General features: G+C 67.0%; 14 protein-coding genes and 3 rRNA genes. 3 read left to right on the top strand and 14 right to left on the bottom strand.

All coding sequences use genetic code 11. The features are described from left to right. Positions 1-164: 164 nt before the first annotated feature. The 11 genes from ACK8N7_RS31860 to ACK8N7_RS31810 all read right to left on the bottom strand — a co-directional run bounded on the left by ACK8N7_RS31860 (position 165) and on the right by ACK8N7_RS31810 (position 13,117). Positions 165-638 carry a bifunctional nuclease family protein gene (locus ACK8N7_RS31860; protein ID WP_006123076.1) on the bottom strand — a complete coding sequence of 158 codons (474 nt, stop codon included), beginning with the start codon at positions 636-638 and terminating at the stop codon, positions 165-167. Between the two features lie 53 nt (positions 639-691). Continuing rightward, a complete protein-coding gene (gene ftsR, locus ACK8N7_RS31855; RefSeq protein ID WP_403219584.1) occupies positions 692-1,435 on the bottom strand; it encodes a transcriptional regulator FtsR in 744 nt (247 codons plus the stop codon). Between the two features lie 42 nt (positions 1,436-1,477). Continuing rightward, entirely contained in the window at positions 1,478-2,263 is a 786-nt protein-coding gene (locus ACK8N7_RS31850) for an FHA domain-containing protein (protein WP_403219586.1), read from the bottom strand. Positions 2,264-2,453: 190 nt separating this feature from the next. Next, the gene (locus ACK8N7_RS31845) at positions 2,454-3,242 is read right to left on the bottom strand and encodes a DUF881 domain-containing protein (RefSeq protein WP_500444672.1); all 789 of its coding nucleotides are present in this window, start codon (positions 3,240-3,242) and stop codon (positions 2,454-2,456) included. Positions 3,243-3,247: 5 nt separating this feature from the next. Beyond that, positions 3,248-3,580 (bottom strand): small basic family protein, encoded by a 333-nt coding sequence (locus ACK8N7_RS31840; RefSeq protein WP_003970459.1) that lies wholly within the window; start codon positions 3,578-3,580, stop codon positions 3,248-3,250. Beyond that, complete coding sequence (locus ACK8N7_RS31835) at positions 3,577-4,491, bottom strand: DUF881 domain-containing protein (RefSeq protein ID WP_403219589.1); 915 nt, start codon at positions 4,489-4,491, stop codon at positions 3,577-3,579. The genes ACK8N7_RS31840 and ACK8N7_RS31835 overlap by 4 nt, the downstream gene beginning before the upstream one ends. Before the next feature lie 101 nt (positions 4,492-4,592). After that, a complete protein-coding gene (locus ACK8N7_RS31830) occupies positions 4,593-7,088 on the bottom strand; it encodes a mannose-1-phosphate guanyltransferase (protein ID WP_018516182.1) in 2,496 nt (831 codons plus the stop codon). Between the two features lie 113 nt (positions 7,089-7,201). Beyond that, positions 7,202-7,810: a cardiolipin synthase ClsA gene (gene clsA, locus ACK8N7_RS31825; RefSeq protein ID WP_326706916.1), complete on the bottom strand. Its 609-nt coding sequence runs from the start codon at positions 7,808-7,810 to the stop codon at positions 7,202-7,204. A 156-nt stretch (positions 7,811-7,966) separates the two neighbouring features. Beyond that, a 5S ribosomal RNA gene (rrf, locus tag ACK8N7_RS31820) occupies positions 7,967-8,083 on the bottom strand. Positions 8,084-8,162: 79 nt separating this feature from the next. Continuing rightward, positions 8,163-11,288: ribosomal RNA gene (locus tag ACK8N7_RS31815) — 23S ribosomal RNA — on the bottom strand. A 303-nt stretch (positions 11,289-11,591) separates the two neighbouring features. Next, positions 11,592-13,117, bottom strand: a 16S ribosomal RNA gene (locus ACK8N7_RS31810). The 16S, 23S and 5S rRNA genes sit together here, the layout of an rRNA operon. 703 nt (positions 13,118-13,820) lie before the next feature. Here ACK8N7_RS31810 and ACK8N7_RS31805 point away from each other — a divergent pair. Beyond that, complete coding sequence (locus ACK8N7_RS31805; RefSeq protein WP_015607275.1) at positions 13,821-14,270, top strand: PTS sugar transporter subunit IIA; 450 nt, start codon at positions 13,821-13,823, stop codon at positions 14,268-14,270. Positions 14,271-14,346: 76 nt separating this feature from the next. Beyond that, positions 14,347-16,017 carry a phosphoenolpyruvate--protein phosphotransferase gene (ptsP, locus tag ACK8N7_RS31800; protein WP_031127713.1) on the top strand — a complete coding sequence of 557 codons (1,671 nt, stop codon included), beginning with the start codon at positions 14,347-14,349 and terminating at the stop codon, positions 16,015-16,017. Positions 16,018-16,087: 70 nt separating this feature from the next. Here the strand turns inward: ptsP and ACK8N7_RS31795 are convergent, their stop codons facing one another. After that, positions 16,088-17,038: a DUF8829 domain-containing protein gene (locus tag ACK8N7_RS31795; protein ID WP_403217753.1), complete on the bottom strand. Its 951-nt coding sequence runs from the start codon at positions 17,036-17,038 to the stop codon at positions 16,088-16,090. A 63-nt stretch (positions 17,039-17,101) separates the two neighbouring features. Continuing rightward, the gene (locus tag ACK8N7_RS31790) at positions 17,102-19,081 is read right to left on the bottom strand and encodes an acetoacetate--CoA ligase (RefSeq protein WP_500444671.1); all 1,980 of its coding nucleotides are present in this window, start codon (positions 19,079-19,081) and stop codon (positions 17,102-17,104) included. 214 nt (positions 19,082-19,295) lie between these two features. Here ACK8N7_RS31790 and ACK8N7_RS31785 point away from each other — a divergent pair, with 214 nt between their 5' ends. After that, positions 19,296-21,659 carry a glycoside hydrolase family 31 protein gene (locus ACK8N7_RS31785; RefSeq protein WP_500444670.1) on the top strand — a complete coding sequence of 788 codons (2,364 nt, stop codon included), beginning with the start codon at positions 19,296-19,298 and terminating at the stop codon, positions 21,657-21,659. Between the two features lie 112 nt (positions 21,660-21,771). On the opposite strand, the gene ACK8N7_RS31780 is transcribed toward ACK8N7_RS31785, so the two are convergent. Further along, the gene (locus ACK8N7_RS31780; RefSeq protein ID WP_403217756.1) at positions 21,772-22,338 is read right to left on the bottom strand and encodes an NUDIX domain-containing protein; all 567 of its coding nucleotides are present in this window, start codon (positions 22,336-22,338) and stop codon (positions 21,772-21,774) included. Between the last annotated feature and the right edge of the window lie 55 nt (positions 22,339-22,393).

The raw sequence follows: 22,393 nt of genomic DNA, 5'->3' as shown, positions 1-22,393 counted from the left end.
ACCTCCGTCCTTGACCTGCCCACTCGAAGGTAGGCAGTCACTGGGGGTGCGTCAACGATCGCCACACTCGGCACGCCGAGTGATAATCACCCTGAGGGTGGTTTCCCGTGTCTCGCTTCCGGGAAAGGCTTGTCGGATGCGCTGACGACACCCTTGCGGGACGGTCACTGACTGTTGGTACCGAAGTCCTCCGGTGAGATCTGGTCGAGGAATTCGCGGAACTTCTCCACCTCGTCCTCCTGCTCGTCGGGGATCGCGATGCCCGCATCGTCCAGCACGCCGTCACTGCCGTAGATCGGCGTGCCGGTCCGCAAGGCGAGCGCTATGGCGTCGGAGGGCCGGGCGCTCACCTCGACCCCGCTGGCGAAGACGAGCTCCGCGTAGAAGACCCCTTCGCGAAGGTCCGTGATCCGGACCTCGGTGAGCTCCTGGCCCACGGCCTCGAGCACATCCTTGAACAGGTCATGGGTCAGCGGCCTGGCCGGAGCCATGCCCTGCTGGGCGAAGGCAATGGCGGTCGCCTCCCCAGGACCGATCCAAATGGGGAGGTACCGGTCGCCTCCCACTTCACGCAGGAGAACGATCGGTTGGTTGGAGGGCATTTCCACCCGGACACCGACAACGTCGAGCTCGTTCACACAGCAACCCTAGGACGTGCTCGCCATGTTTGGGTAGTCGGGCTCCCCCGAGCTCAGTGCAGACGGCTGCGCAGAGCCGTCTGGACGAGCGCCGCGTGCAACCGTACGGAGAGCTCGGCCAGCTCGTTCGCGGTGGCCTCGGCATGGGCCCTGGTCTGCGGATTGCGGTGCAGGCGCAGCGGGGCGACCAGCTGCTCGACCAGCCCCGCCTCACGGTCCGCGGAGGCGCGCATGGCGCGCAGATGGCGCGGTTCCAGGCCGAATCGCCCCAGATCCGCCACAAGCTTGGCCACGGTCACCATCTCGGCGTCGTAGCCGCCCTCGGGAGCCACGACGATGAGCCCGTAGGACTCCCACTCCTCCAGCTGCTCCTCGTCGACCTGGGCGGCCGCCAGGAGCTCGGCCCGCCCGATCCGCGCGGCGGTCGCCGCACCGGGGCGGGAGTCCCACACCCCGTCGCCGAGGTCCCGCTGACCGCCCGGCGAGGGCAGCACGGGCTGCTCGCCCCGGGCCAGGGCGTCCAGATGCTCCCGGATGACCTTCAGCGGCAGATAGTGGTCCCGCTGCATGCGGAGCACCTGCGCGAGGCGCTCCACATCGCCGGGAGCGAACTTCCGGTACCCGGACGGAGTCCGCTGCGGCTCGATGAGCCCCTCGGCCTCCAGAAAGCGGATCTTGGAGATCGTGACTTCCGGAAACTCTTCGCGCAGCCGGGTGAGCACCGTTCCGATGCTCACCCAGCGCGCGTCCGCGGTGGCGGTGCCGTCACCGGCACCGCCTGTCGGTGTTCGCAGCATGGGCCTTCCTGGGGGTCCCCCCGGACGGAGTCCGGGGGCTGGTCACACGCCCCGCGGGCTCGCATAGAAGACCAGGCGGTACTTTCCGATCTGGACTTCGTCGCCGTTGGACAGCAGGACCGAATCGATGCGCTCACGGTTGACATAGGTGCCGTTGAGGCTGCCCACGTCACCCACGGTGAAGCTACCGTCCGGACCCCTGCGGAACTCCACATGACGCCGCGACACGGTCACGTCGTCGAGAAAGATGTCGCTCTGCGGGTGACGGCCGGCGGTCGTCAGGTCACTGTCGAGCAGGAAGCGGCTCCCGGAATTGGGGCCGCGGCGCACGACGAGAAGCGCCGAGCCTCCGGGCAGCGCGTCGACGGCCGCCTGGGCCTCGGGGGAGAGCGAGGGCAGAGCCGTCTGGCCCGTCGCCTCGGCCTCGTACGCCTCAAGACCGGAGATGGAGATCGTGGACGTCGTCTCCGAGGCGCGCTCGGGGACACCGCCCCGCAACGGCGCGCCGCAGTTGGAACAGAAACGACTGGCCTCCGCATTGCGGTGACCGCACCTCGTACAGACCGGCATCGACGAGCCCTCCGGGGTGAACCCTCCACCCGTACGTGAGGTTGATGGTTCGCCGAAACCTATGCGCCCGGCACCGGCAGGGTCAACGGACGACACGCCGGGACCACCCGGCCCACCGTCACCGGACACCTCATCGCGGAAGAGCGGACGCTCCGCCTCCTGCTCCTCGCCCTGGCCGTGGCGCGGAGCACGGTGGCGGGCAGCACTGTTGCTGTCCTCGCGTGCACTCTTCCCGAACAACTTCGCAAACAACTTCACGGGCGATTCCCCTTGACCGACATAGACCCGCCCGTGGGGCAGGACGAACCCTGAATGAACACACCTGCCGACCCGGACATCTTCACAACGTCCGTATCCACCCGACAGTTTCCACCACGCGCCACCAATCCGGTGCGCCGACCCCCCGCAACCTCGCGCCCTCGTCCACCAGCCCCCGGGCCCGGCGCACTCATGGGGACGACGACCGAGCGTAGTCAGGCCGCTTCGCCGGTCGCAAGGCGTCGACGACGATGTCGTCGGAGCGCTCCACGACCGCCGTGGCCTGTTCCTTCTCCAGCGTCTGCACCACACCGCCGGGGATGTTGAGGGCGGGCTCCAGGTCCTGCGGCTTGCCGATCACCTTGAACTCGTACGGTGCGTCGATCTTCTTGCCGTCCACCTGGATGTCACCGCCGTCCCCGGCGAAGTACGTATTGGCCACCACCCGGACGCCGTTGACCTCGATGGCCTCGGCCCCGGCCGCACGCAGCTCCTGGACGGTGTCGAGGAGCTTGTCGGCCGCGACCGCGCCCGACGGGTCGCTGATCGTCAGCGTGATGCCGGGCCCCTGGGCGGCCACCGTACCCGCGAGGATCCCCAGCTGCCGTTCCTTTTCCAGCGTCTGCTTCCGGGCCTCCTCGGCCTGGTCCGAGCTGTTCTCCAGCTCGGTGCGCTGGTCGTCCAGTCGCTGCTTCTCGTCCGCGAGGCGCTGGGTCCGGTCGTCGACCTCGTCGAGGATCCGGACCAGGTCCTCCTGCCGCGCCCCGCGCAGCGTGCTGTCGTCGCTGGTGGACCGCACCTGGATGGCCAGCCCCAGGCCGAGCCCGAAGAGCAGCACCGCGACGATGAGTTGAGCCCGGCTCAGCCGGGGCGGCCACAGGCCCGCCAGCAGCCTCTGACGTCCGGAGACCTCCTCGGCGGCGGGCGGCTGCGCCGGCTGTTCGGGCTGCCGGCTGCGCGCGTTCTCATCGTTGTTCATCGGCCTCATGCCCGGAAGACGTGCCGGCGGATCGCGGCGGCGTTGGAGAAGATCCGGATACCGAGCACGACCACCACACCGGTGGAGAGCTGCGCGCCGACACCCAGTTTGTCGCCGAGGAACACGATCAACGCGGCGACGACGACGTTGGAGAGGAACGACACCACGAAGACCTTGTCGACGAAGATGCCGTCGAGCATGGCACGCAGGCCGCCGAAGACCGCGTCGAGCGCGGCGACCACGGCGATCGGGAGATAGGGCTCGACCACCGCCGGTACCTCGGGCCGGACCAACAGTCCGACCACGACTCCCACGACGAGGCCCAGTACGGCGATCACGATGTGCCCTTCCCTGATTCTGCCGCATCACTGCCGGCGGCCTTCGGCTCTGCTGTACGGACGATCAGGCTCGGCGCGGCGGGGAGCCGCACCTTCGCCTGCTCGGACAAGCTGGTGCGGATGTCGAAGCTCTCCTTGAGCGCGTTGAGGTACTGGCCGTCGGCGCTGTCCTGGAACGCGGCGGCGAGGTTCTTCCCGTCCCCCACCGCGAGCACCGTGTACGGCGGTACGAGCGGCCGGTTGTCGACCAGTATGGCGTCGCCCGCGGCGCGGATCGCCGACAGTGCCGTCAGCCTTTGCCCGTTGATGGCGATGGCCTCGGCGCCGGACTCCCACAGGCCGTTGACGACCCGCTGCATGTCCCGGTCACGCACCCGGCCGGTGTCCGCGAAGCTCGACGACTCACGGGGCCCACCGCCGCCCTGATCGGTGTTCTTGGCGTCGTCCACGACGAGCTTCACCCCGGGGCCCTCGACCGGGGTCGCCCCGGACAGCAGGGCCACCAGCTCCCCCTGGTCCCCGCCATGACGTTCCAGGGCCTTGCGCTGCCGCTCGCTCACGTCGCTGCGGAGCTTGTCGACGTCCGACTCCAGAGTGTCGGCCGCCCGCGTCTCCGCGTTGATGCGGTCGATCAGCTCTTCGCGTTCCTTGGCGACGACCGGCGCCGACACCCGCGCCTCGGCGGCACCGAGGGTGACCACGAGGGCGGCCACCACCAGACCGGCGGCCAGGCCGAGCTTCGACTTGAGCGTACGGGGCAGCCCCGCGCTCCCGTCGGCCCTGCGGCGGGCCGAGGCCTCCGCGTAACCGTCGTCGAGGCTGTGGTCCATCACGTTGTTCAGCAGCGACATGGAGGCGTCGGGACGTGGGGGCGGCGAGGGTGTGCTCCGATCGGGGGGCTGCTGCGACATGCCGCACATCGTCGCACGTCACCACGGCTGCCGCCGAATGGCCCCACCGGTGCACCGGAACGCCCTGGACGGGGAGTTCCGGTGCACCCGGCTTCACGAGGTCACTCGCCCGCGCTCTCCACCACGGCGGACCACTCGTCGAGCAGCGCCTGCGCCGAGGCGTCGTCCGGACCTTCCGCCCACAGATGGGTGACGGCCTCCGCCCGGTCGGGCAGCACCATGATCCACCGGCCGTCCGCCTCGACCACCCGGACGCCGTCCGTGGTGTCCACGCTGCGGTCCCCGGCCGCCTCGACGACGCTGCGCATGACGAGGCCCTTGACCGCCCAGGGCGTCGCGAGGTCGCGGCGCAGGACATGGGCCCGGGGAATGCGGGCATCGATCTGGCTCAAGGTGAGCTGGGTCCGTGCGACGAGTCCGATGAGCCGGACGAAAGCGGCCGTCCCGTCGAAGACGCTGCTGAATTCGGGAACGATGAACCCGCCGCGCCCGTCTCCTCCGAAGATGGTGGTCTCTTCGCGTCCCACCCGGGTCAGGTCGTCGGGCGAGGTGGTCGTCCATTCCACCTGCGTGCCGTGGTAGGCCGCCACCTGCTCGGCCACGCGCGTGGTCGTCACCGGCAGGGCGACGCGTCCGCTGCGCCGCTCGGCGGCGACGAGGTCCAGCATGACCAGCAGAGCCCGGTCGTCCTCGATGATCCGGCCCAGCTCGTCCACGAGGGAGAGCCGCTCACCGACCGGGTCGAACCGGACGCCGAAGGCCGCCCGGGCCGAGGAGACGATCTCCCCGAGCCTTACGAGGCCGGCGCGGCGCGTCTCGGCGGACTCGGTGGGCCGCGATTCGTCGAGTCCCGGGTTGATCGTCAGGGCGTCCACGCCGAGCCGCCCGAGCAGGCTCGGCAGGACGAGCCCGGCGGAACCGTTGGACGCGTCCACGACGACCTTGAGCCCGGAGTCGGCGATGCCCGCGATGTCGACGTTGCGGAGCAGGGAGCCGGTGTACGAGTCGAAGACGCTGGACGGGAAGTGCAGGTCGCCGATCTCGCCGGGGAAGGCCCTGCGGTACTCCTGGCGTGCGTAGACCCGGTCCAGCTTGCGCTGCTGCGCCTGCGAGAGGTCGGCGCCCCGCTCGTCGATGAACATGATGTCCACCGAGTCGGGCACTCCGGGCGATGTACGGATCATGATGCCGCCCGCACTGCCCCGAGCCGTCTGCTGCCGGGCCACGGGCAGCGGTACGTTCTCCAGGTCACGTACGTCGATGGCGCTGGCCTGGAGGGCCGAGATGACGGCCCGCTTGAGGGCGCGGGCACCTCGGGAGTGGTCACGGGCGGTCGTGACCGTCGACCCCTTCTTCAGGGTCGTGGCGTAGGCGCCCGCCAGCCGGACCGCCAGTTCGGGGGTGATCTCGACGTTCAGGATTCCGGAGACGCCGCGCGCCCCGAAGAGATGTGCCTGCCCGCGGGATTCCCAGATCACCGAGGTGTTGACGAACGCGCCGGCCTCGATGGTCTTGAACGGGTACACCCGCACGTTGCCCTGGATGATCGACTCCTCGCCGACCAGGCATTCGTCACCGATGACAGCGCCGTCCTCGATCCGGGCCGCCCGCATGATGTCGGTGTTCTTGCCGACCACGCAGCCCCGGAGGTTGCTGTGCTGTCCGATGTAGACGTTGTCGTGGACCACGGCCCTATGGAGAAAGGCACCGGTCTTGACGACCACGTTGGACCCCACGACCGTGTGCTCCCGGATTTCGACGTCCGCCTCGACCTTGGCGTAGTCACCGATGTACAGCGGCCCGCGGAGCACGGCGTCCGGATGGACCTCCGCGCCTTCGGCCACCCATACACCGGGCGAGATCTCGAAGCCGTCGAGTTCCACGTCGACCTTGCGCTCCAGGACGTCGGCCTGGGCCTTCACATAGCTCTCGTGCGTGCCGACGTCTTCCCAGTAGCCCTCGGCGATATAGCCGTAGATCGGCTTGCCTTCCTTCATCAGCTGGGGGAAGACATCACCCGACCAGTCGACGGAGGTGTCGGCCTGGACGTAGTCGAAGACCTCGGGCTCCATGACGTAGATGCCCGTGTTCACGGTGTCCGAGAAGACCTGGCCCCAGGTCGGCTTCTCCAGGAAGCGTTCGACCTGCCCGTTCTCGTCGACGATGGTGATGCCGAATTCCAGCGGATTGGGGACCCGGGTCAGACAGACCGTGACGAGTCCGCCCTTCTCCTTGTGGAAGGCGATGAGGTCGGTGAGGTCGAAGTCGGTGAGCGCGTCACCGGAAATGACGAGGAAGGTGTCGTCCTTCAACGCCTCTTCGGCGTTCTTCACGCTCCCCGCGGTGCCGAGTGGCTTCTCCTCGTTGGCATAGGTGAGCTCCATCCCGAGCTCTTCGCCGTCCCCGAAATAGTTCTTGACGAGGGAGGCGAGGAACTGGACGGTCACTACTGTCTCATTGAGCCCATGCCTCTTGAGCAGCCGCAGTACATGCTCCATGATCGGCCGATTGGCCACGGGCAGGAGCGGCTTGGGCATGCTCGAGGTCATGGGGCGCAGGCGTGTGCCTTCGCCACCAGCCATCACGACGGCCTTCATGTCGGAAACGTCCTCCTAAAAGAGACGACGGTCAGCCGAGTTCGCCCGTCGGGGCATCATTCAAGACATCACACCGCGGGCCGGCCACACTGCACGGCACCGCATCAACGAGCTCAATCGGCTACTGCATCCGCCCTGACAAGCCGGCGGACCTGGACCACGTATAGGATCCCTGCCCACCAATACAGCGTTGTACCCCATCCTGCGAACGCCCATCCGAAAATGGCGGCCACAGTAGCCAGCCAACCACTCCCGTCGCTGAGCAGCAACAAGGGGAACGCGTACATCAGGTTGAAAGTTGCAGCTTTCCCCAGGAAGTTGACCTGCGGTGGCGGATAGCCATGGCGCCGCAGGATGGCCACCATCACCAGCAGCATGAGCTCACGGGCCAGGAGGGCCGCGGTGAGCCAGAGCGGCAGGATCTCGCGCCAGGTGAGGCCGAGAAGGGTCGAGAGGATGTAGAGACGGTCGGCAGCCGGGTCCAGGAGCCGACCGAGACTGCTGATCTGGTTCCACCGCCGGGCGAGCTTGCCGTCCAGGTAGTCGCTGATGCCGCTGAGCATCAGCACCAGCAGCGCCCAGCCATCACTGTTGGGCCCGCCGAACACGGGGCGGAGAATCAGCCACAGGAAGAGCGGTACCCCGACAAGGCGAGCCATGCTGAGGATGTTGGGGATGGTGAGGACCCGGTCCGTCTGGACCCGAGTCTCCTGGACCTCCACCCGGGGGCCTCCTGTGAAGAACGTGCGAATGATGCTCCCCGACCTTACCCTCAGCTTCTGTCGGCACGTGCACGGGGGTGGGCGGAGCGACACCGCTGGATCGCCTGAACGCAGAAAAGCCCCGTGCCAATGGCACGGGGCTTTCCCGGAAAAATTGTTCGGCGGCGTCCTACTCTCCCACAGGGTCCCCCCTGCAGTACCATCGGCGCTGAAAGGCTTAGCTTCCGGGTTCGGAATGTAACCGGGCGTTTCCCTAACGCAATGACCACCGAAACACTATGAAATTAACCAACACCGGACAACAACACGGCAGTTCGTTATTTCAGAACCAACACAGTGGACGCGAGCAACTGAGGACAAGCCCTCGGCCTATTAGTACCAGTCAGCTCCACCCGTTACCGGGCTTCCACATCTGGCCTATCAACCCAGTCGTCTACTGGGAGCCTTAACCCCTCAAAGGGGGTGGGAATACTCATCTCGAAGCAGGCTTCCCGCTTAGATGCTTTCAGCGGTTATCCTTTCCGAACGTAGCCAACCAGCCATGCCCTTGGCAGGACAACTGGCACACCAGAGGTTCGTCCGTCCCGGTCCTCTCGTACTAGGGACAGCCCTTCTCAATATTCCTGCGCGCGCAGCGGATAGGGACCGAACTGTCTCACGACGTTCTAAACCCAGCTCGCGTACCGCTTTAATGGGCGAACAGCCCAACCCTTGGGACCGACTCCAGCCCCAGGATGCGACGAGCCGACATCGAGGTGCCAAACCATCCCGTCGATATGGACTCTTGGGGAAGATCAGCCTGTTATCCCCGGGGTACCTTTTATCCGTTGAGCGACAGCGCTTCCACAAGCCACTGCCGGATCACTAGTCCCGACTTTCGTCCCTGCTCGACCCGTCGGTCTCACAGTCAAGCTCCCTTGTGCACTTACACTCAACACCTGATTGCCAACCAGGCTGAGGGAACCTTTGGGCGCCTCCGTTACTCTTTAGGAGGCAACCGCCCCAGTTAAACTACCCATCAGACACTGTCCCTGATCCGGATCACGGACCCAGGTTAGACATCCAGCACGACCAGAGTGGTATTTCAACGACGACTCCACAACCACTGGCGTGGCCGCTTCAAAGTCTCCCACCTATCCTACACAAGCCGAACCGAACACCAATATCAAACTATAGTAAAGGTCCCGGGGTCTTTCCGTCCTGCTGCGCGAAACGAGCATCTTTACTCGTAGTGCAATTTCACCGGGCCTATGGTTGAGACAGTCGAGAAGTCGTTACGCCATTCGTGCAGGTCGGAACTTACCCGACAAGGAATTTCGCTACCTTAGGATGGTTATAGTTACCACCGCCGTTTACTGGCGCTTAAGTTCTCAGCTTCGCACACCCGAAAGTGCACTAACCGGTCCCCTTAACGTTCCAGCACCGGGCAGGCGTCAGTCCGTATACATCGCCTTACGGCTTCGCACGGACCTGTGTTTTTAGTAAACAGTCGCTTCTCGCTGGTCTCTGCGGCCACCCCCAGCTCATGGAGTAAATCCAATCACCAGTGATGGCCCCCCTTCTCCCGAAGTTACGGGGGCATTTTGCCGAGTTCCTTAACCATAGTTCACCCGAACGCCTCGGTATTCTCTACCTGACCACCTGAGTCGGTTTAGGGTACGGGCCGCCATGAAACTCGCTAGAGGCTTTTCTCGACAGCATAGGATCATCCACTTCACCACAATCGGCTCGGCATCAGGTCTCACCCTTAACGTGTGACGGATTTACCTACCACACGGGCTACACCCTTACCCCGGGACAACCACCGCCCGGGCTGGACTACCTTCCTGCGTCACCCCATCGCTTACCTACTACAAGTCTGGTTCATCGGCTCCACCACTACCCTCAACTCCGAAGAGATCGGGCCGGCTTCACGGACTTAGCATCGCCTGATTCAGTACTGGGCGTTTCAAAGCGGGTACCGGAATATCAACCGGTTGTCCATCGACTACGCCTGTCGGCCTCGCCTTAGGTCCCGACTTACCCTGGGCAGATCAGCTTGACCCAGGAACCCTTAGTCAATCGGCGCACACGTTTCTCACGTGTGTATCGCTACTCATGCCTGCATTCTCACTCGTGAACCGTCCACAACTCGCTTCCGCGGCTGCTTCACCCGGCACACGACGCTCCCCTACCCATCCATACGGGCGTTGGCCCTATGTGTATGAATGACACGACTTCGGCGGTACGCTTGAGCCCCGCTACATTGTCGGCGCGGAATCACTTGACCAGTGAGCTATTACGCACTCTTTCAAGGGTGGCTGCTTCTAAGCCAACCTCCTGGTTGTCTCTGCGACTCCACATCCTTTCCCACTTAGCGTACGCTTAGGGGCCTTAGTCGATGCTCTGGGCTGTTTCCCTCTCGACCATGGAGCTTATCCCCCACAGTCTCACTGCCGTGCTCTCACTTACCGGCATTCGGAGTTTGGCTAAGGTCAGTAACCCGGTAGGGCCCATCGCCTATCCAGTGCTCTACCTCCGGCAAGAAACACACGACGCTGCACCTAAATGCATTTCGGGGAGAACCAGCTATCACGGAGTTTGATTGGCCTTTCACCCCTAACCACAGGTCATCCCCCAGGTTTTCAACCCTGGTGGGTTCGGTCCTCCACGAAGTCTTACCTCCGCTTCAACCTGCCCATGGCTAGATCACTCCGCTTCGGGTCTAGAGCGTGCAACTCAATCGCCCTATTCGGACTCGCTTTCGCTACGGCTTCCCCACACGGGTTAACCTCGCTACACACCGCTAACTCGCAGGCTCATTCTTCAAAAGGCACGCAGTCACGACTGCATGTGCAAGCACATACAGCGACGCTCCCACGGCTTGTAGGCACACGGTTTCAGGTACTATTTCACTCCGCTCCCGCGGTACTTTTCACCATTCCCTCACGGTACTATCCGCTATCGGTCACCAGGGAATATTTAGGCTTAGCGGGTGGTCCCGCCAGATTCACACGGGATTTCTCGGGCCCCGTGCTACTTGGGTGTCTCTTAAACGAGCCGTTGATGTTTCAGCTACGGGGGTCTTACCCTCTACGCCGGACCTTTCGCATGTCCTTCGCCTACATCAACGGTTTCTGACTCGTCTCACAGTCGGCAGACTATGAAAAAGAGATCCCACAACCCCGCATGCGCAACCCCTGCCGGGTATCACACACATACGGTTTGGCCTCATCCAGTTTCGCTCGCCACTACTCCCGGAATCACGGTTGTTTTCTCTTCCTGAGGGTACTGAGATGTTTCACTTCCCCTCGTTCCCTCCACACTGCCTATGTGTTCAGCAGCGGGTGACAGCCCATGACGACTGCCGGGTTTCCCCATTCGGAAACCCCCGGATCAAAGCTTGGTTGACAGCTCCCCGGGGACTATCGTGGCCTCCCACGTCCTTCATCGGTTCCTGGTGCCAAGGCATCCACCGTGCGCCCTTAAAAACTTGGCCACAGATGCTCGCGTCCACTGTGCAGTTCTCAAACAACGACCAGCCACCCATCACCCCGTCCTAGGACGAGTTCACTGGGGCCGGCAACCGAAGGACAGACTCAAACGAGCCCGTACCCTCAGATACCCAACAACGTGCCCGGCACAGCCCATCCGTTTCTGTTTTCCACGCCGAAGCAGTACTCACAGAAACCAACGAACCGTGCCGAATAGTCAACGTTCCACCCATGAGCAACCAGCACCGAACATTCGCCGGTGTACTGGCCTCTGACCAAACCGAAGCCTGGTAAGAAGTGCTCCTTAGAAAGGAGGTGATCCAGCCGCACCTTCCGGTACGGCTACCTTGTTACGACTTCGTCCCAATCGCCAGTCCCACCTTCGACAGCTCCCTCCCACAAGGGGTTGGGCCACCGGCTTCGGGTGTTACCGACTTTCGTGACGTGACGGGCGGTGTGTACAAGGCCCGGGAACGTATTCACCGCAGCAATGCTGATCTGCGATTACTAGCAACTCCGACTTCATGGGGTCGAGTTGCAGACCCCAATCCGAACTGAGACCGGCTTTTTGAGATTCGCTCCGCCTCGCGGCATCGCAGCTCATTGTACCGGCCATTGTAGCACGTGTGCAGCCCAAGACATAAGGGGCATGATGACTTGACGTCGTCCCCACCTTCCTCCGAGTTGACCCCGGCAGTCTCCTGTGAGTCCCCATCACCCCGAAGGGCATGCTGGCAACACAGAACAAGGGTTGCGCTCGTTGCGGGACTTAACCCAACATCTCACGACACGAGCTGACGACAGCCATGCACCACCTGTATACCGACCACAAGGGGGGCACCATCTCTGATGCTTTCCGGTATATGTCAAGCCTTGGTAAGGTTCTTCGCGTTGCGTCGAATTAAGCCACATGCTCCGCTGCTTGTGCGGGCCCCCGTCAATTCCTTTGAGTTTTAGCCTTGCGGCCGTACTCCCCAGGCGGGGAACTTAATGCGTTAGCTGCGGCACCGACGACGTGGAATGTCGCCAACACCTAGTTCCCAACGTTTACGGCGTGGACTACCAGGGTATCTAATCCTGTTCGCTCCCCACGCTTTCGCTCCTCAGCGTCAGTAATGGCCCAGAGATCCGCCTTCGCCACCGGTGTTCCTCCTGATATCTGCGCATTTCACCGCTACACCAGGAATTCCGATCTCCCCTACCACACTCTAGCTAGCCCGTATCGAATGCAGACCCGGGGTTAAGCCCCGGGCTTTCACATCCGACGTGACAAGCCGCCTACGAGCTCTTTACGCCCAATAATTCCGGACAACGCTTGCGCCCTACGTATTACCGCGGCTGCTGGCACGTAGTTAGCCGGCGCTTCTTCTGCAGGTACCGTCACTTTCGCTTCTTCCCTGCTGAAAGAGGTTTACAACCCGAAGGCCGTCATCCCTCACGCGGCGTCGCTGCATCAGGCTTTCGCCCATTGTGCAATATTCCCCACTGCTGCCTCCCGTAGGAGTCTGGGCCGTGTCTCAGTCCCAGTGTGGCCGGTCGCCCTCTCAGGCCGGCTACCCGTCGTCGCCTTGGTAGGCCATTACCCCACCAACAAGCTGATAGGCCGCGGGCTCATCCTTCACCGCCGGAGCTTTTAACCCCGTCCCATGCAGGACAGAGTGTTATCCGGTATTAGACCCCGTTTCCAGGGCTTGTCCCAGAGTGAAGGGCAGATTGCCCACGTGTTACTCACCCGTTCGCCACTAATCCACCCCGAAAGGCTTCATCGTTCGACTTGCATGTGTTAAGCACGCCGCCAGCGTTCGTCCTGAGCCAGGATCAAACTCTCCGTGAATGTTTACCCGTAATCGGGTGCACACATCACGAGAGCGGAACAACCGGTCGGAATAAGACCCGTTGCTCTCAGCGTCCTCGCTGTGTAATTGCCTGCCCGGTGTCACCGAAGTGATCCGTGCAGGACTTTTCAAAGGAACCACCAACCTGCCGAAGCAGGCCGGGGTATCAACATATCTGGCGTTGACTTTTGGCACGCTGTTGAGTTCTCAAGGAACGGACGCTTCCTTCGGTCCCGTTTCACCGGGGCCCTCCGGGCGCTTCCCTTCGTTCTTGCGTTTCCGACTCTATCAGACTCTTTCGTGTCCGATTCCCGGTCGAAGCGGGTCAAGCGGTTTTGCTGATTTTCACTTCCAGGTAATTCGCTTTCGCGTTTTCCCTTTCGGCGAGTCCGACTCTATCAGGCCTTTTCCGTCTCCCTGACCACGTCCTGCGGGCATGCCGAAAGAAGGTTCAGGGTTAGGATCTGGGCTTAAAGGTCGCCGCCGACCCCCGACTCAAAGTCGCGTTGGGGTCAGGCAGGAGTACGACAGTACAGGCAGCCGGGGATCGAGGCAAATCGCTTGCGGTGCACCCCTAGACCTGTCAACCGGGCGGTCTCGGGCGGAACCGGGACTTCATATGACTTACTCTGCTGAGCAGTACGCCGTCCCTCATCAGCCGCGGCGGCGACACCTGAATCTCCACCCCCTGGGAGGCTCCCCATGACCAACGTGACGTCCCCTCTTGCTGGACGCGCCATCGGACTCACCGCGGTTCCCGACCCGGTCTTCTCCGGCGCGATGGTCGGTCCCGGCACCGCCATCGACCCCGTGCGTGAGCCCTCCGAGGCCGTGTCCCCGGTCGACGGCATCGTCGTATCCCTCCACCCCCACGCGTTCGTCGTCGTCGACGAGCACGGGCACGGGGTACTGACGCACCTGGGCATCGACACCGTCCAGCTCAACGGCGAGGGCTTCGAGCTTCTCGTCAACAAGGGGGACACGGTGACCCGGGGCCAGAGCATCGTGCGCTGGGACCCGGCCGGCGTCGAGGCGGCCGGTAAGTCACCCATCTGCCCGATCGTGGCCCTGGAGGCCACCGCCGAGTCGCTCTCCGATGTCCGTGAGGACGGGGACGTGAAGATCGGCGACACGCTGTTCGGCTGGCAGTAACGCCTCGGGCGCAGTGACAAGCCAGTTGCACAACCACCGCGGTGACTCGGTCGCCGCACAACCGGAGACGGGTGAAATGGAGACAACGCTGCGAGGCGTCGGCGTGAGCCACGGTGTGGCCATCGGCGAGGTTCGGCACATGGGGACGGCGGTGCTGGAGCCGCCCGCCAAATCGATTCCCGCCGAGGAGGCCGGTCGCGAACAGGGGCGCGCCCGGCAGGCGGTTGAGGCGGTCGCGGCCGACCTGATCGCGCGCGGCAACCTGGCCGGCGGCGAGGCACAGCACGTGCTCGAGGCGCAGGCCATGATGGCCCAGGACCCCGAGCTGATGTCCGATGTCGACCGGCGCGTCGCCGTGGGCAGCACCGCCGAGCGCGCTGTGTACGACGCGTTCGCCGCGTACCGGGCGCTGCTCGCCAATGCCGGGGAGTACCTGGCGGGGCGGGTCGCCGACCTCGACGACGTACGGAACCGGATCGTGGCGCGGCTGCTCGGTGTCCCGATGCCCGGGGTTCCGGACAGCGACGAGCCGTATGTACTGATCGCGCGCGACCTCGCGCCGGCCGACACCGCGCTGCTCGACCCGACCCTGGTGCTCGGCTTCGTCACCGAGGAGGGCGGGCCGACCAGCCACAGCGCGATCCTGGCGCGGGCGCTCGGCGTCCCCGCCGTGGTGGCTCTGCCGGGCGCCGGTGAGCTGGCCGAGGGCACGGTCGTCGCGGTGGACGGCAGCACGGGTGAGATCTTCGTCGACCCGAGCGCCGAGAAGCGTGCCGAGATGGAGGCTGCCGCTGCCGCTCGTAAGGCGGCGCTGTCCTCCTCGACCGGTCCGGGTGCGACTTCGGACGGGCACAAGGTGCCGCTGCTCGCCAATGTCGGCGGTCCGGGCGATGTGCCCGCGGCGGTCGAGGCGGGGGCCGAGGGTGTCGGGCTGTTCCGCACCGAGTTCCTCTTCCTGGACGACAGCAAGCAGGCTCCTTCCGAGGAGAAGCAGGTCGCGGCCTACCGTGCGGTGCTGGAGGCGTTCCCGGAGGGGCGTGTCGTCGTACGCGTACTGGATGCCGGGGCCGACAAGCCGCTGGACTTCCTGACGCCGGCCGACGAGCCGAACCCGGCGCTCGGTGTCCGGGGGCTGCGCAGCCTGCTGGACCACCCCGACGTGCTGCGTACCCAGCTGACCGCGCTGGCGAAGGCCGCCGAGGGTCTGCCGGTGTACCTGGAGGTCATGGCGCCCATGGTGGCCGACCGCATCGACGCCAAGGCGTTCGCGGACGCGTGCCGTGAGGCCGGGCTGCAGGCGAAGTTCGGTGCGATGGTGGAGATTCCGTCCGCCGCTCTGCGGGCGCGGTCGATCCTCCAGGAGGTCGAGTTCCTATCGCTGGGCACCAACGACCTGGCGCAGTACACCTTCGCCGCCGACCGTCAGGTGGGCGCGGTGTCGCGGCTCCAGGACCCGTGGCAGCCGGCGCTGCTGGATCTCGTGGCGCTGTCCGCCGAGGCGGCTCGTGCCGAGGGCAAGAGCTGTGGTGTGTGCGGTGAAGCCGCCGCGGATCCGCTGCTGGCCTGTGTGCTCACGGGGCTGGGTGTCACCTCGCTCTCCATGGGTGCCGCGTCCATTCCCTACGTGCGCGCCACGCTGGCCAAGTACACGCTGGCCCAGTGCGAGCGTGCCGCTAACGCCGCCCGTTCGGCCGACTCCGCCGAAGAGGCGCGCAACGCCGCTCAGGCTGTTTTGTCGGGCGAGTAGCCAGGGTGAGTTGTTTGTCGGAGGGGCTTCCCGCCTTGTGGCGGGAAGCCCCTCCTGCTGTGTGCCCGTGTCAGTGGTGCCTCTCCGCTTCGTCGGCCCCGATGTCGAATCCCGCGCAGTACTCCACGCCGGATTCCGGGGAGACGGGCTCTCCGGTCTCGGCGTCGGTGCAGTAGGCGTTGAAGACCTCGCCCGCGGTGAGCGGGACAAGGGTGCCGTGGGCCAGTCGCCAGCCGTGGACGCGGTCCGGGCTGTCGGGGGCGCTGGTGCGGAGCACCACTCCCCCGGGTGACTCCAGGGCGATCGCCACCGCGAGCACGGTGGCGAACTCCGCTCCTTCCGAGGTGTCCAGGCGGGCCGGGCCCGTGGTGTCGCGGTGGGTGTGGAGCACCGCCAGGAGCTGGTCGTTCTCCGTCGGGGTGGAGCAGACCAGGTGGTGGGTGCCTGGTCCGGCCGTTTCCAGCAGGCGCATGAGGAGGTGGGATGCCCGGTCGAAGGCCGCGCGTCCGATGTCCTGGCCGCAATCCACGCAGGCTCCGAGGTCGGCGAGGAGGAGCGTGGCGTACTCCCAGGTGGCCTGGCGGACGGCGCGGGAGACCAGGACCGGGATGACGTCGGTCAGGCGTTGGCCGGTGTAGGCGACGGTGGCTCCCGCGGCGGCGATCTCGGCGGTGAAGCGGCTGCGGTTGGCACCGGTGTCCGCGTCGAGTCCGGACTCCGCGCAGAACTCTGCGTAGTCCTCGGGGTCGAAGAGAGCGATCGTGGTGTGCATGCCCTGGGCGGCCAGGGCCTTGAGCAGGCCCTCCACCTGGTGCAGATAGGCGGTGTGGTCGTCGAAGGGGAAGGTGCGGTAGCGCCGCATGGCCGCGAAGTCCTGCTCGTCGACCAGGAGGCCGACGGTGCTGGGGGCTTCGCGGCGCAGTGTGCGTCGCAGGGTTGTGCCGTGTGCGGTGGTGCCGTGCCTCTTGTTCTGCTTCGAGCTGTGCTTGGTGGTGCGCTTGGTGTTTTCCGTCTGCGCCATGTGTCCCCCTGTGCGCGGTGAATCCTTGCTCACTCAGCGTAACCAGGGGGACTGACAAGCGGCCTAGCGTCGGCGGTTCGCGGCCAGTTCGGCGTAGAAGTGGAGGAGGTCGAGGTTGTCGACCGAGCCCGGGTTGACCGCCTTGGCTAGTTCGGTGCCCTGGAGCAGGCGCTTGACCGGGACCTCGATGCGCTTGCCGGTGAGGGTGTGCGGGATGGCGGGGACCTCGATGACCTCGTCCGGTACGTGACGCGGGGAGAGGTTCTCGCGGATGGTCGCCTTGATCGCCGCTCGCAGGTCGTCGTCGAGGGTCGCGCCGTCGGCGAGGTGGACGAAGAGCGGCATCCAGTATCCGCCGTCGGGCTCTTCGATCCCGATGACGAGGGACTCGCGGATCTCGGGGAGCCGTTCGACGGCCTCGTAGATGTCGACGGAGCCCATCCGGACGCCCTGGCGGTTGAGGGTGGAGTCGGAGCGGCCGTGGATGATCACCGAGCCGCGGTCGGTGATGGTGATCCAGTCGCCGTGGCGCCAGACGCCGGGGTACATGTCGAAGTAGCTGTCGTGGTAACGGCTGCCGTCGGGGTCGTTCCAGAAGCGGATCGGCATGGACGGGAGGGGGTTGGTGACGACGAGTTCGCCGACCTCGCCCGTGAGGGGCTTGCCGGACGGGTCCCAGGACTGGAGGTCGGTGCCGAGGCAGGGCGCCTGGAGCTCGCCGATGTGGACCGGGAGAGTGGGGACGGCCCCGGCGAAGCAGCTGCAGACGTCGGTGCCGCCGCTGACCGAGGCGATCCAGAGGTCCTCGGCGACCTCGTCGTGGAGCCAGCGGAAGCCGTCGGGCGGGAGCGGGGAGCCGGTGGTGGCGACGCACTGGACGCGGGAGAGGTCGAAGTCGCGGCCGGGGTGGATGTCCGCCTTGCGGCAGGCCATGACGTACGCGGCTGAGGTGCCGTAGAGGGTGGCGCCGGTCTGTTCGGCGATCCGCCACTGGGCGCTGATGTCCGGGTAGCCGGGGCTGCCGTCGTACAGGACGACGGTGGTGCCGGTGAGGAGGCCGGAGACGAGGAAGTTCCACATCATCCAGCCGGTGGAGGTGTACCAGAAGAAGCGGTCCTCGGGTCCGAGGTCGCAGTGGAGGCCGATCTGCTTGAAGTGTTCGAGCAGGATGCCGCCCTGGGACTGGACGATGGCCTTGGGCAGGCCGGTGGTGCCGGAGGAGTAGAGGACCCAGAGCGGGTGGTCGAAGGGGACCTGTTCGAAGACCGGCTCGGTGTCGGCGGAGGTGAGGGCGGCCCAGGCGAGGGCGCCTTCGGGGGCGTCGGTGCCCAGCAGCGGGATGTGGACGACGGCGCGCAGGGTGGGCAGTTCGCGGCGGAGTTCGGCGACGGTCTCCGTACGGTCGTGCTCCTTGCCGCCGTAGCGGTAGCCGTCGACGGTGAACAGGACGACGGGTTCGATCTGCTGGAACCGGTCGAGGACGCTGCGGGCGCCGAAGTCGGGGGCGCAGGAGGTCCAGACGCCGCCGACGGCCGCGGTGGCGAGGAAGGCGACGACGGCCTGCGGGATGTTCGGGAGGTAGCCGCTGACGCGGTCGCCGGGGGTGACGCCGAGGGCGCGGAGTTCGGCGGCGAGTGCGCCGACCTGGCGGCGGAGGTCGGACCAGCTGACGGGGACCTGGGTGTGGGTCTCGTCGACGTACAGGAGGGCGGGGCCGTCGGCGCGGGCCGGGTCCTCGGCGGTGCGCAGGGCGTGTTCGGCGTAGTTGAGGGTGGCGCCGGGGAACCAGGTGGCGCCGGGCATGGTGCGGTCGCCGATGACGCTCTCGTACGGGGTGGAGAAGCGGATGTCGAACCACTCGGCGACGGCCTGCCAGAAGGTGTCGAGCTCGTCGACGGACCAGCGGTGCAGGGCCGCGTACCCGCCGTCGGCCGGGGCTCCGAAGCGGCTCGCGGCCCAGCTCTGGAAGCGGGTGACGGCGGCGGCGGCGATGCGGTCGGGGCCGGGCTGCCAGAGGGGGGCGTCGGGCGTGGCTGCGGTCATCGGGCGGCTCCCTGGCTGGACGGGTACGCGGGTGGCGTGTCGGCGCGCACGGGCTGGGGTGTGCGCGTGAGCGGCTGACACGGACGATGCCATGTGATCGTCTTCGGCACCAGGGTGGGCCGGCGTGAGGCGGGGCCCTGTCGGTCGGCCGGGGTGGGTGAACGGGAGTTGAACGGGGGGTTCTGCGGTCCGGGCGGGTGGCAGGGTGTGCGCCATGGACGGTCGTGACCTGGTGCGTCGGGTGAGGTTGGTCGGTTCGGTACAGGGGCTGCGCACGGTGCGTGCGGCGTGGCGGCGCCGGTCGGCGGATGCGCGTGCGCTGCCCGCGCGCGGTGCGGAGCGGGCCCGGGTGCCCGGTGCTCTGGTGGGGGCGGAGCCGGGTCCTGGCGGGGGTGTGGTGCGGTTCGCCCGTTCGGAGCTGCGGATCCGGGTGGCGGTGGGGGGTGCGGTGTTCTGGGCGTGGGACGGGGCCGATCCGCTGCCGTCGTACGCGCTGGCGGGTGAGGTGCCGGGGCCGGATCCGCGGGCGGTGCTGGAGCCGGACAAGGACGGTGGCTGGCAGGTGGTCTCCGAGCGGCTGACGGTGGTGGTGTCGCGTACCGGTGGGGTGGAGCTGCGGACGCCGGGCGGGGTGCTGTTGCGGCGGGAGCTGCCGCCGCGCTGGTGGGAGCCGGTGGGCGGGGGTGCGGTGCGGTGGGTGCAGCGGTCGGAGGTGCCGGCGGACGCGCGGTTCTTCGGGCTGGGCGGGCGGGCGTCGGGGCCACGGCTGCGGGACGGGTCGTACGGGCTGTGGAACACGGACCCGGGCGGGCGGTTCGGTCCGGGGGACGATCCGCTGTATCTGACGATGCCGGTGCAGGTGGTGGTGTCGGACGCGGGGACACATCTGGCGTTCCACGACAACACCTGGGCGGGCCGGGTGCTGGTGCGGGAGGGCGAGGAGGGTGCGGGCTCCGGGCACGACCGGCCGGGGACCTGTGAGGTGCGGATGGAGGGCGGTCCGCTGCGCTGCTGGGTGGTGGCGGGGACGCCGGCCCGCGTGCTGCGGGGGTGGACGGCGCTGACGGGTGCGCCGGCGGTGCCGCCGTCGTGGGCGCTGGGTCCGCAGCACGCCCGGTGGGGGTTCGGCAGTGAGCGGGAGGTGCGGCGGGTCGTGGCCGGGTACCGGGAGCGGGGGCTTCCGCTGTCGGTGCTGCATCTGGACATCGACCACTACGACGCGCACCGGGTGTTCACGGTCGACCGGGGGCGGTTCCCCGCGCTGCCCGCGCTGGCGGAGGAGTTGCGCGAGGGAGGCGTGCGGCTGGTGTCGATCGTGGATCCGGCGGTGAAGGCGGCGCCGGGCGACGCGGTGTTCGACGCGGGCGTGGCGCTCGGGGAGCGCGGGGCGTACGTCCGGGACGCGCGGGGGCGGGTGGTGGTGGGCGAGGTGTGGCCCGGGGCCTGCGTCTATCCGGATTTCACTGATCCGGTTGTGCGGGAATGGTGGGGATCTCTGTACGAGGAGCGGCTTGCGCAGGGCTTCTCGGGGGTCTGGCACGACATGAACGAGCCGGTGTCGTTCGCCGCGTTCGGGGATCCGTCACTGCCGCGTTCGGCCCGGCATGTCCTGGAGGGGGCGGGCGGCGACCATCGCGAGGCGCACAACGTGTACGGGCTGGCGATGGCGCGTGCGGGGTACGAGGGGCTGCTCCGGCTGCGTCCCGAGGAGCGGCCGTTCCTGTTCTCGCGGTCGGGGTGGGCGGGGATGCAGAGGCACGGGGGGACCTGGTCCGGTGATGTGTCGACCGGGTGGCCGGGGCTGCGGGCCTCGCTCTCGCTGGTGCTGGGTCTCGGACTGTGCGGGGTGCCGTACTCGGGTCCGGATGTGGGCGGTTTCGACGGGTTCCCGTCGCCGGAGCTGTATCTGCGGTGGTTCCAGCTGGGCGCGTACCTGCCGTTGTTCCGGACCCATTCGGCGATCGACGCGGGGCGGCGGGAGCCGTGGGAGTTCGGGCCCGAGGTGCTGGAGCACGCGCGGGCGGCGCTGGTGGAGCGGGAGCGGCTGCACCCGTACTTCGTGACGCTGTCGCAGGTGGCGCGGCTGTCGGGGGCGCCCTACGTGCGGCCGCTGTGGTGGGCGGAGCCGGGCGACCGGGCGTTGCGGGGGTGCGAGGACGCGTTCCTGCTGGGCGACGCGCTGCTGGTCGCGCCGGTTATGGAGAGCGGGGCGGAGCGGAGGGTGGTGCGGCTGCCCCGGGGGCGCTGGTACGACACGGCGACCGGGCGGGCGTACGAGGGGCCGGGGCCGGTGGTGGTCGACGCGCCGCTGTCCCGGATCCCGGTGCTGGCCCGGGCGGGGGCGGTCATTCCGGTGCGGGACGCGGACGGTGAGCTGGAGCTTGAGGTGTGGGCTCCTGCGCCGGGGCGTACCGGGGGCGGGCTGGTGGTGCGGGACCCGGGTGACGGGTGGGCCGCGGCGGAGATCGAGCGGTATGTGGCGCGGTGGGAGGGCGAGCGGGTCGTGGTGGAGCGGGAAGGTGAGGAGGGGGCGGCGGCGGTCGGGCTTCCGGTGCGGGTGCGGGGGGTGGCGGGGTAGCGGGGCCCTTCGGGCGGAAGCGCCGTACGCCGGGGTGGCGGGGCTCTTCGGGCTGAGCCCCGTACACCGGGGTGGCGGGGCTCCTCGGGCTGAGCCCCGTACGCCCGGGGGGTCAGCCGTAGCGGCCCGCGAACCAGGCGTTCACGGCCTCCGTGTGCAGCGGGAACGCCAGCGGGCGGGGGGCGTACAGGATCTCGTACCCCGACGTCTCGTCGGTGGGGACGGAGGGCGGCAGGCTCGACAGGGGCCGTTGTGGGAGGAGCCCGAAGAGCAGGAGGTGGCCGCCGGTGGCGCTGAGGGCTTCGGCGAGGCGGACGTCCTGTTCGGCGGCTTCGATGCCGGTCTCCTCGCGCAGTTCGCGGACGACCGCGTGGCGCCAGTCCTCGGCATGGTCGATGAAGCCGCCGGGCAGGGCCGTGCCGCCCTTCTGCGGCTGGATGGTGCGCGTGATGACGACGAGTCCGGCCGAGCTCGGTCCGGTCACGGGGAGGAGGGCCACGGCCACCGGGAGCGGGTTGCGGTAGGCGGTGGTTCCGCAGCGTGCGCAGGTGCGGGGCCAGGTGTCAGGGGCGGCCGGGGCGGTGTACGGGGCTCCGCAGGTGGAGCAGTGGGAGTCCCTGACGTACGGGGACGGCTGCCGACCGGTCGTCGGGGCGGGGCTGCTGGTGGGCTCGGACACGGGCGGACTTTATCCGATCGTCCTTCCGCGGGGGCCGCGAAGCTGGTGGACGATG

This window comes from Streptomyces griseobrunneus (assembly GCF_046713465.1).
Taxonomy (GTDB): Bacteria; Actinomycetota; Actinomycetes; order Streptomycetales; family Streptomycetaceae; genus Streptomyces; species Streptomyces microflavus.
This window is presented reverse-complemented; position numbering and strand designations above follow the sequence as displayed.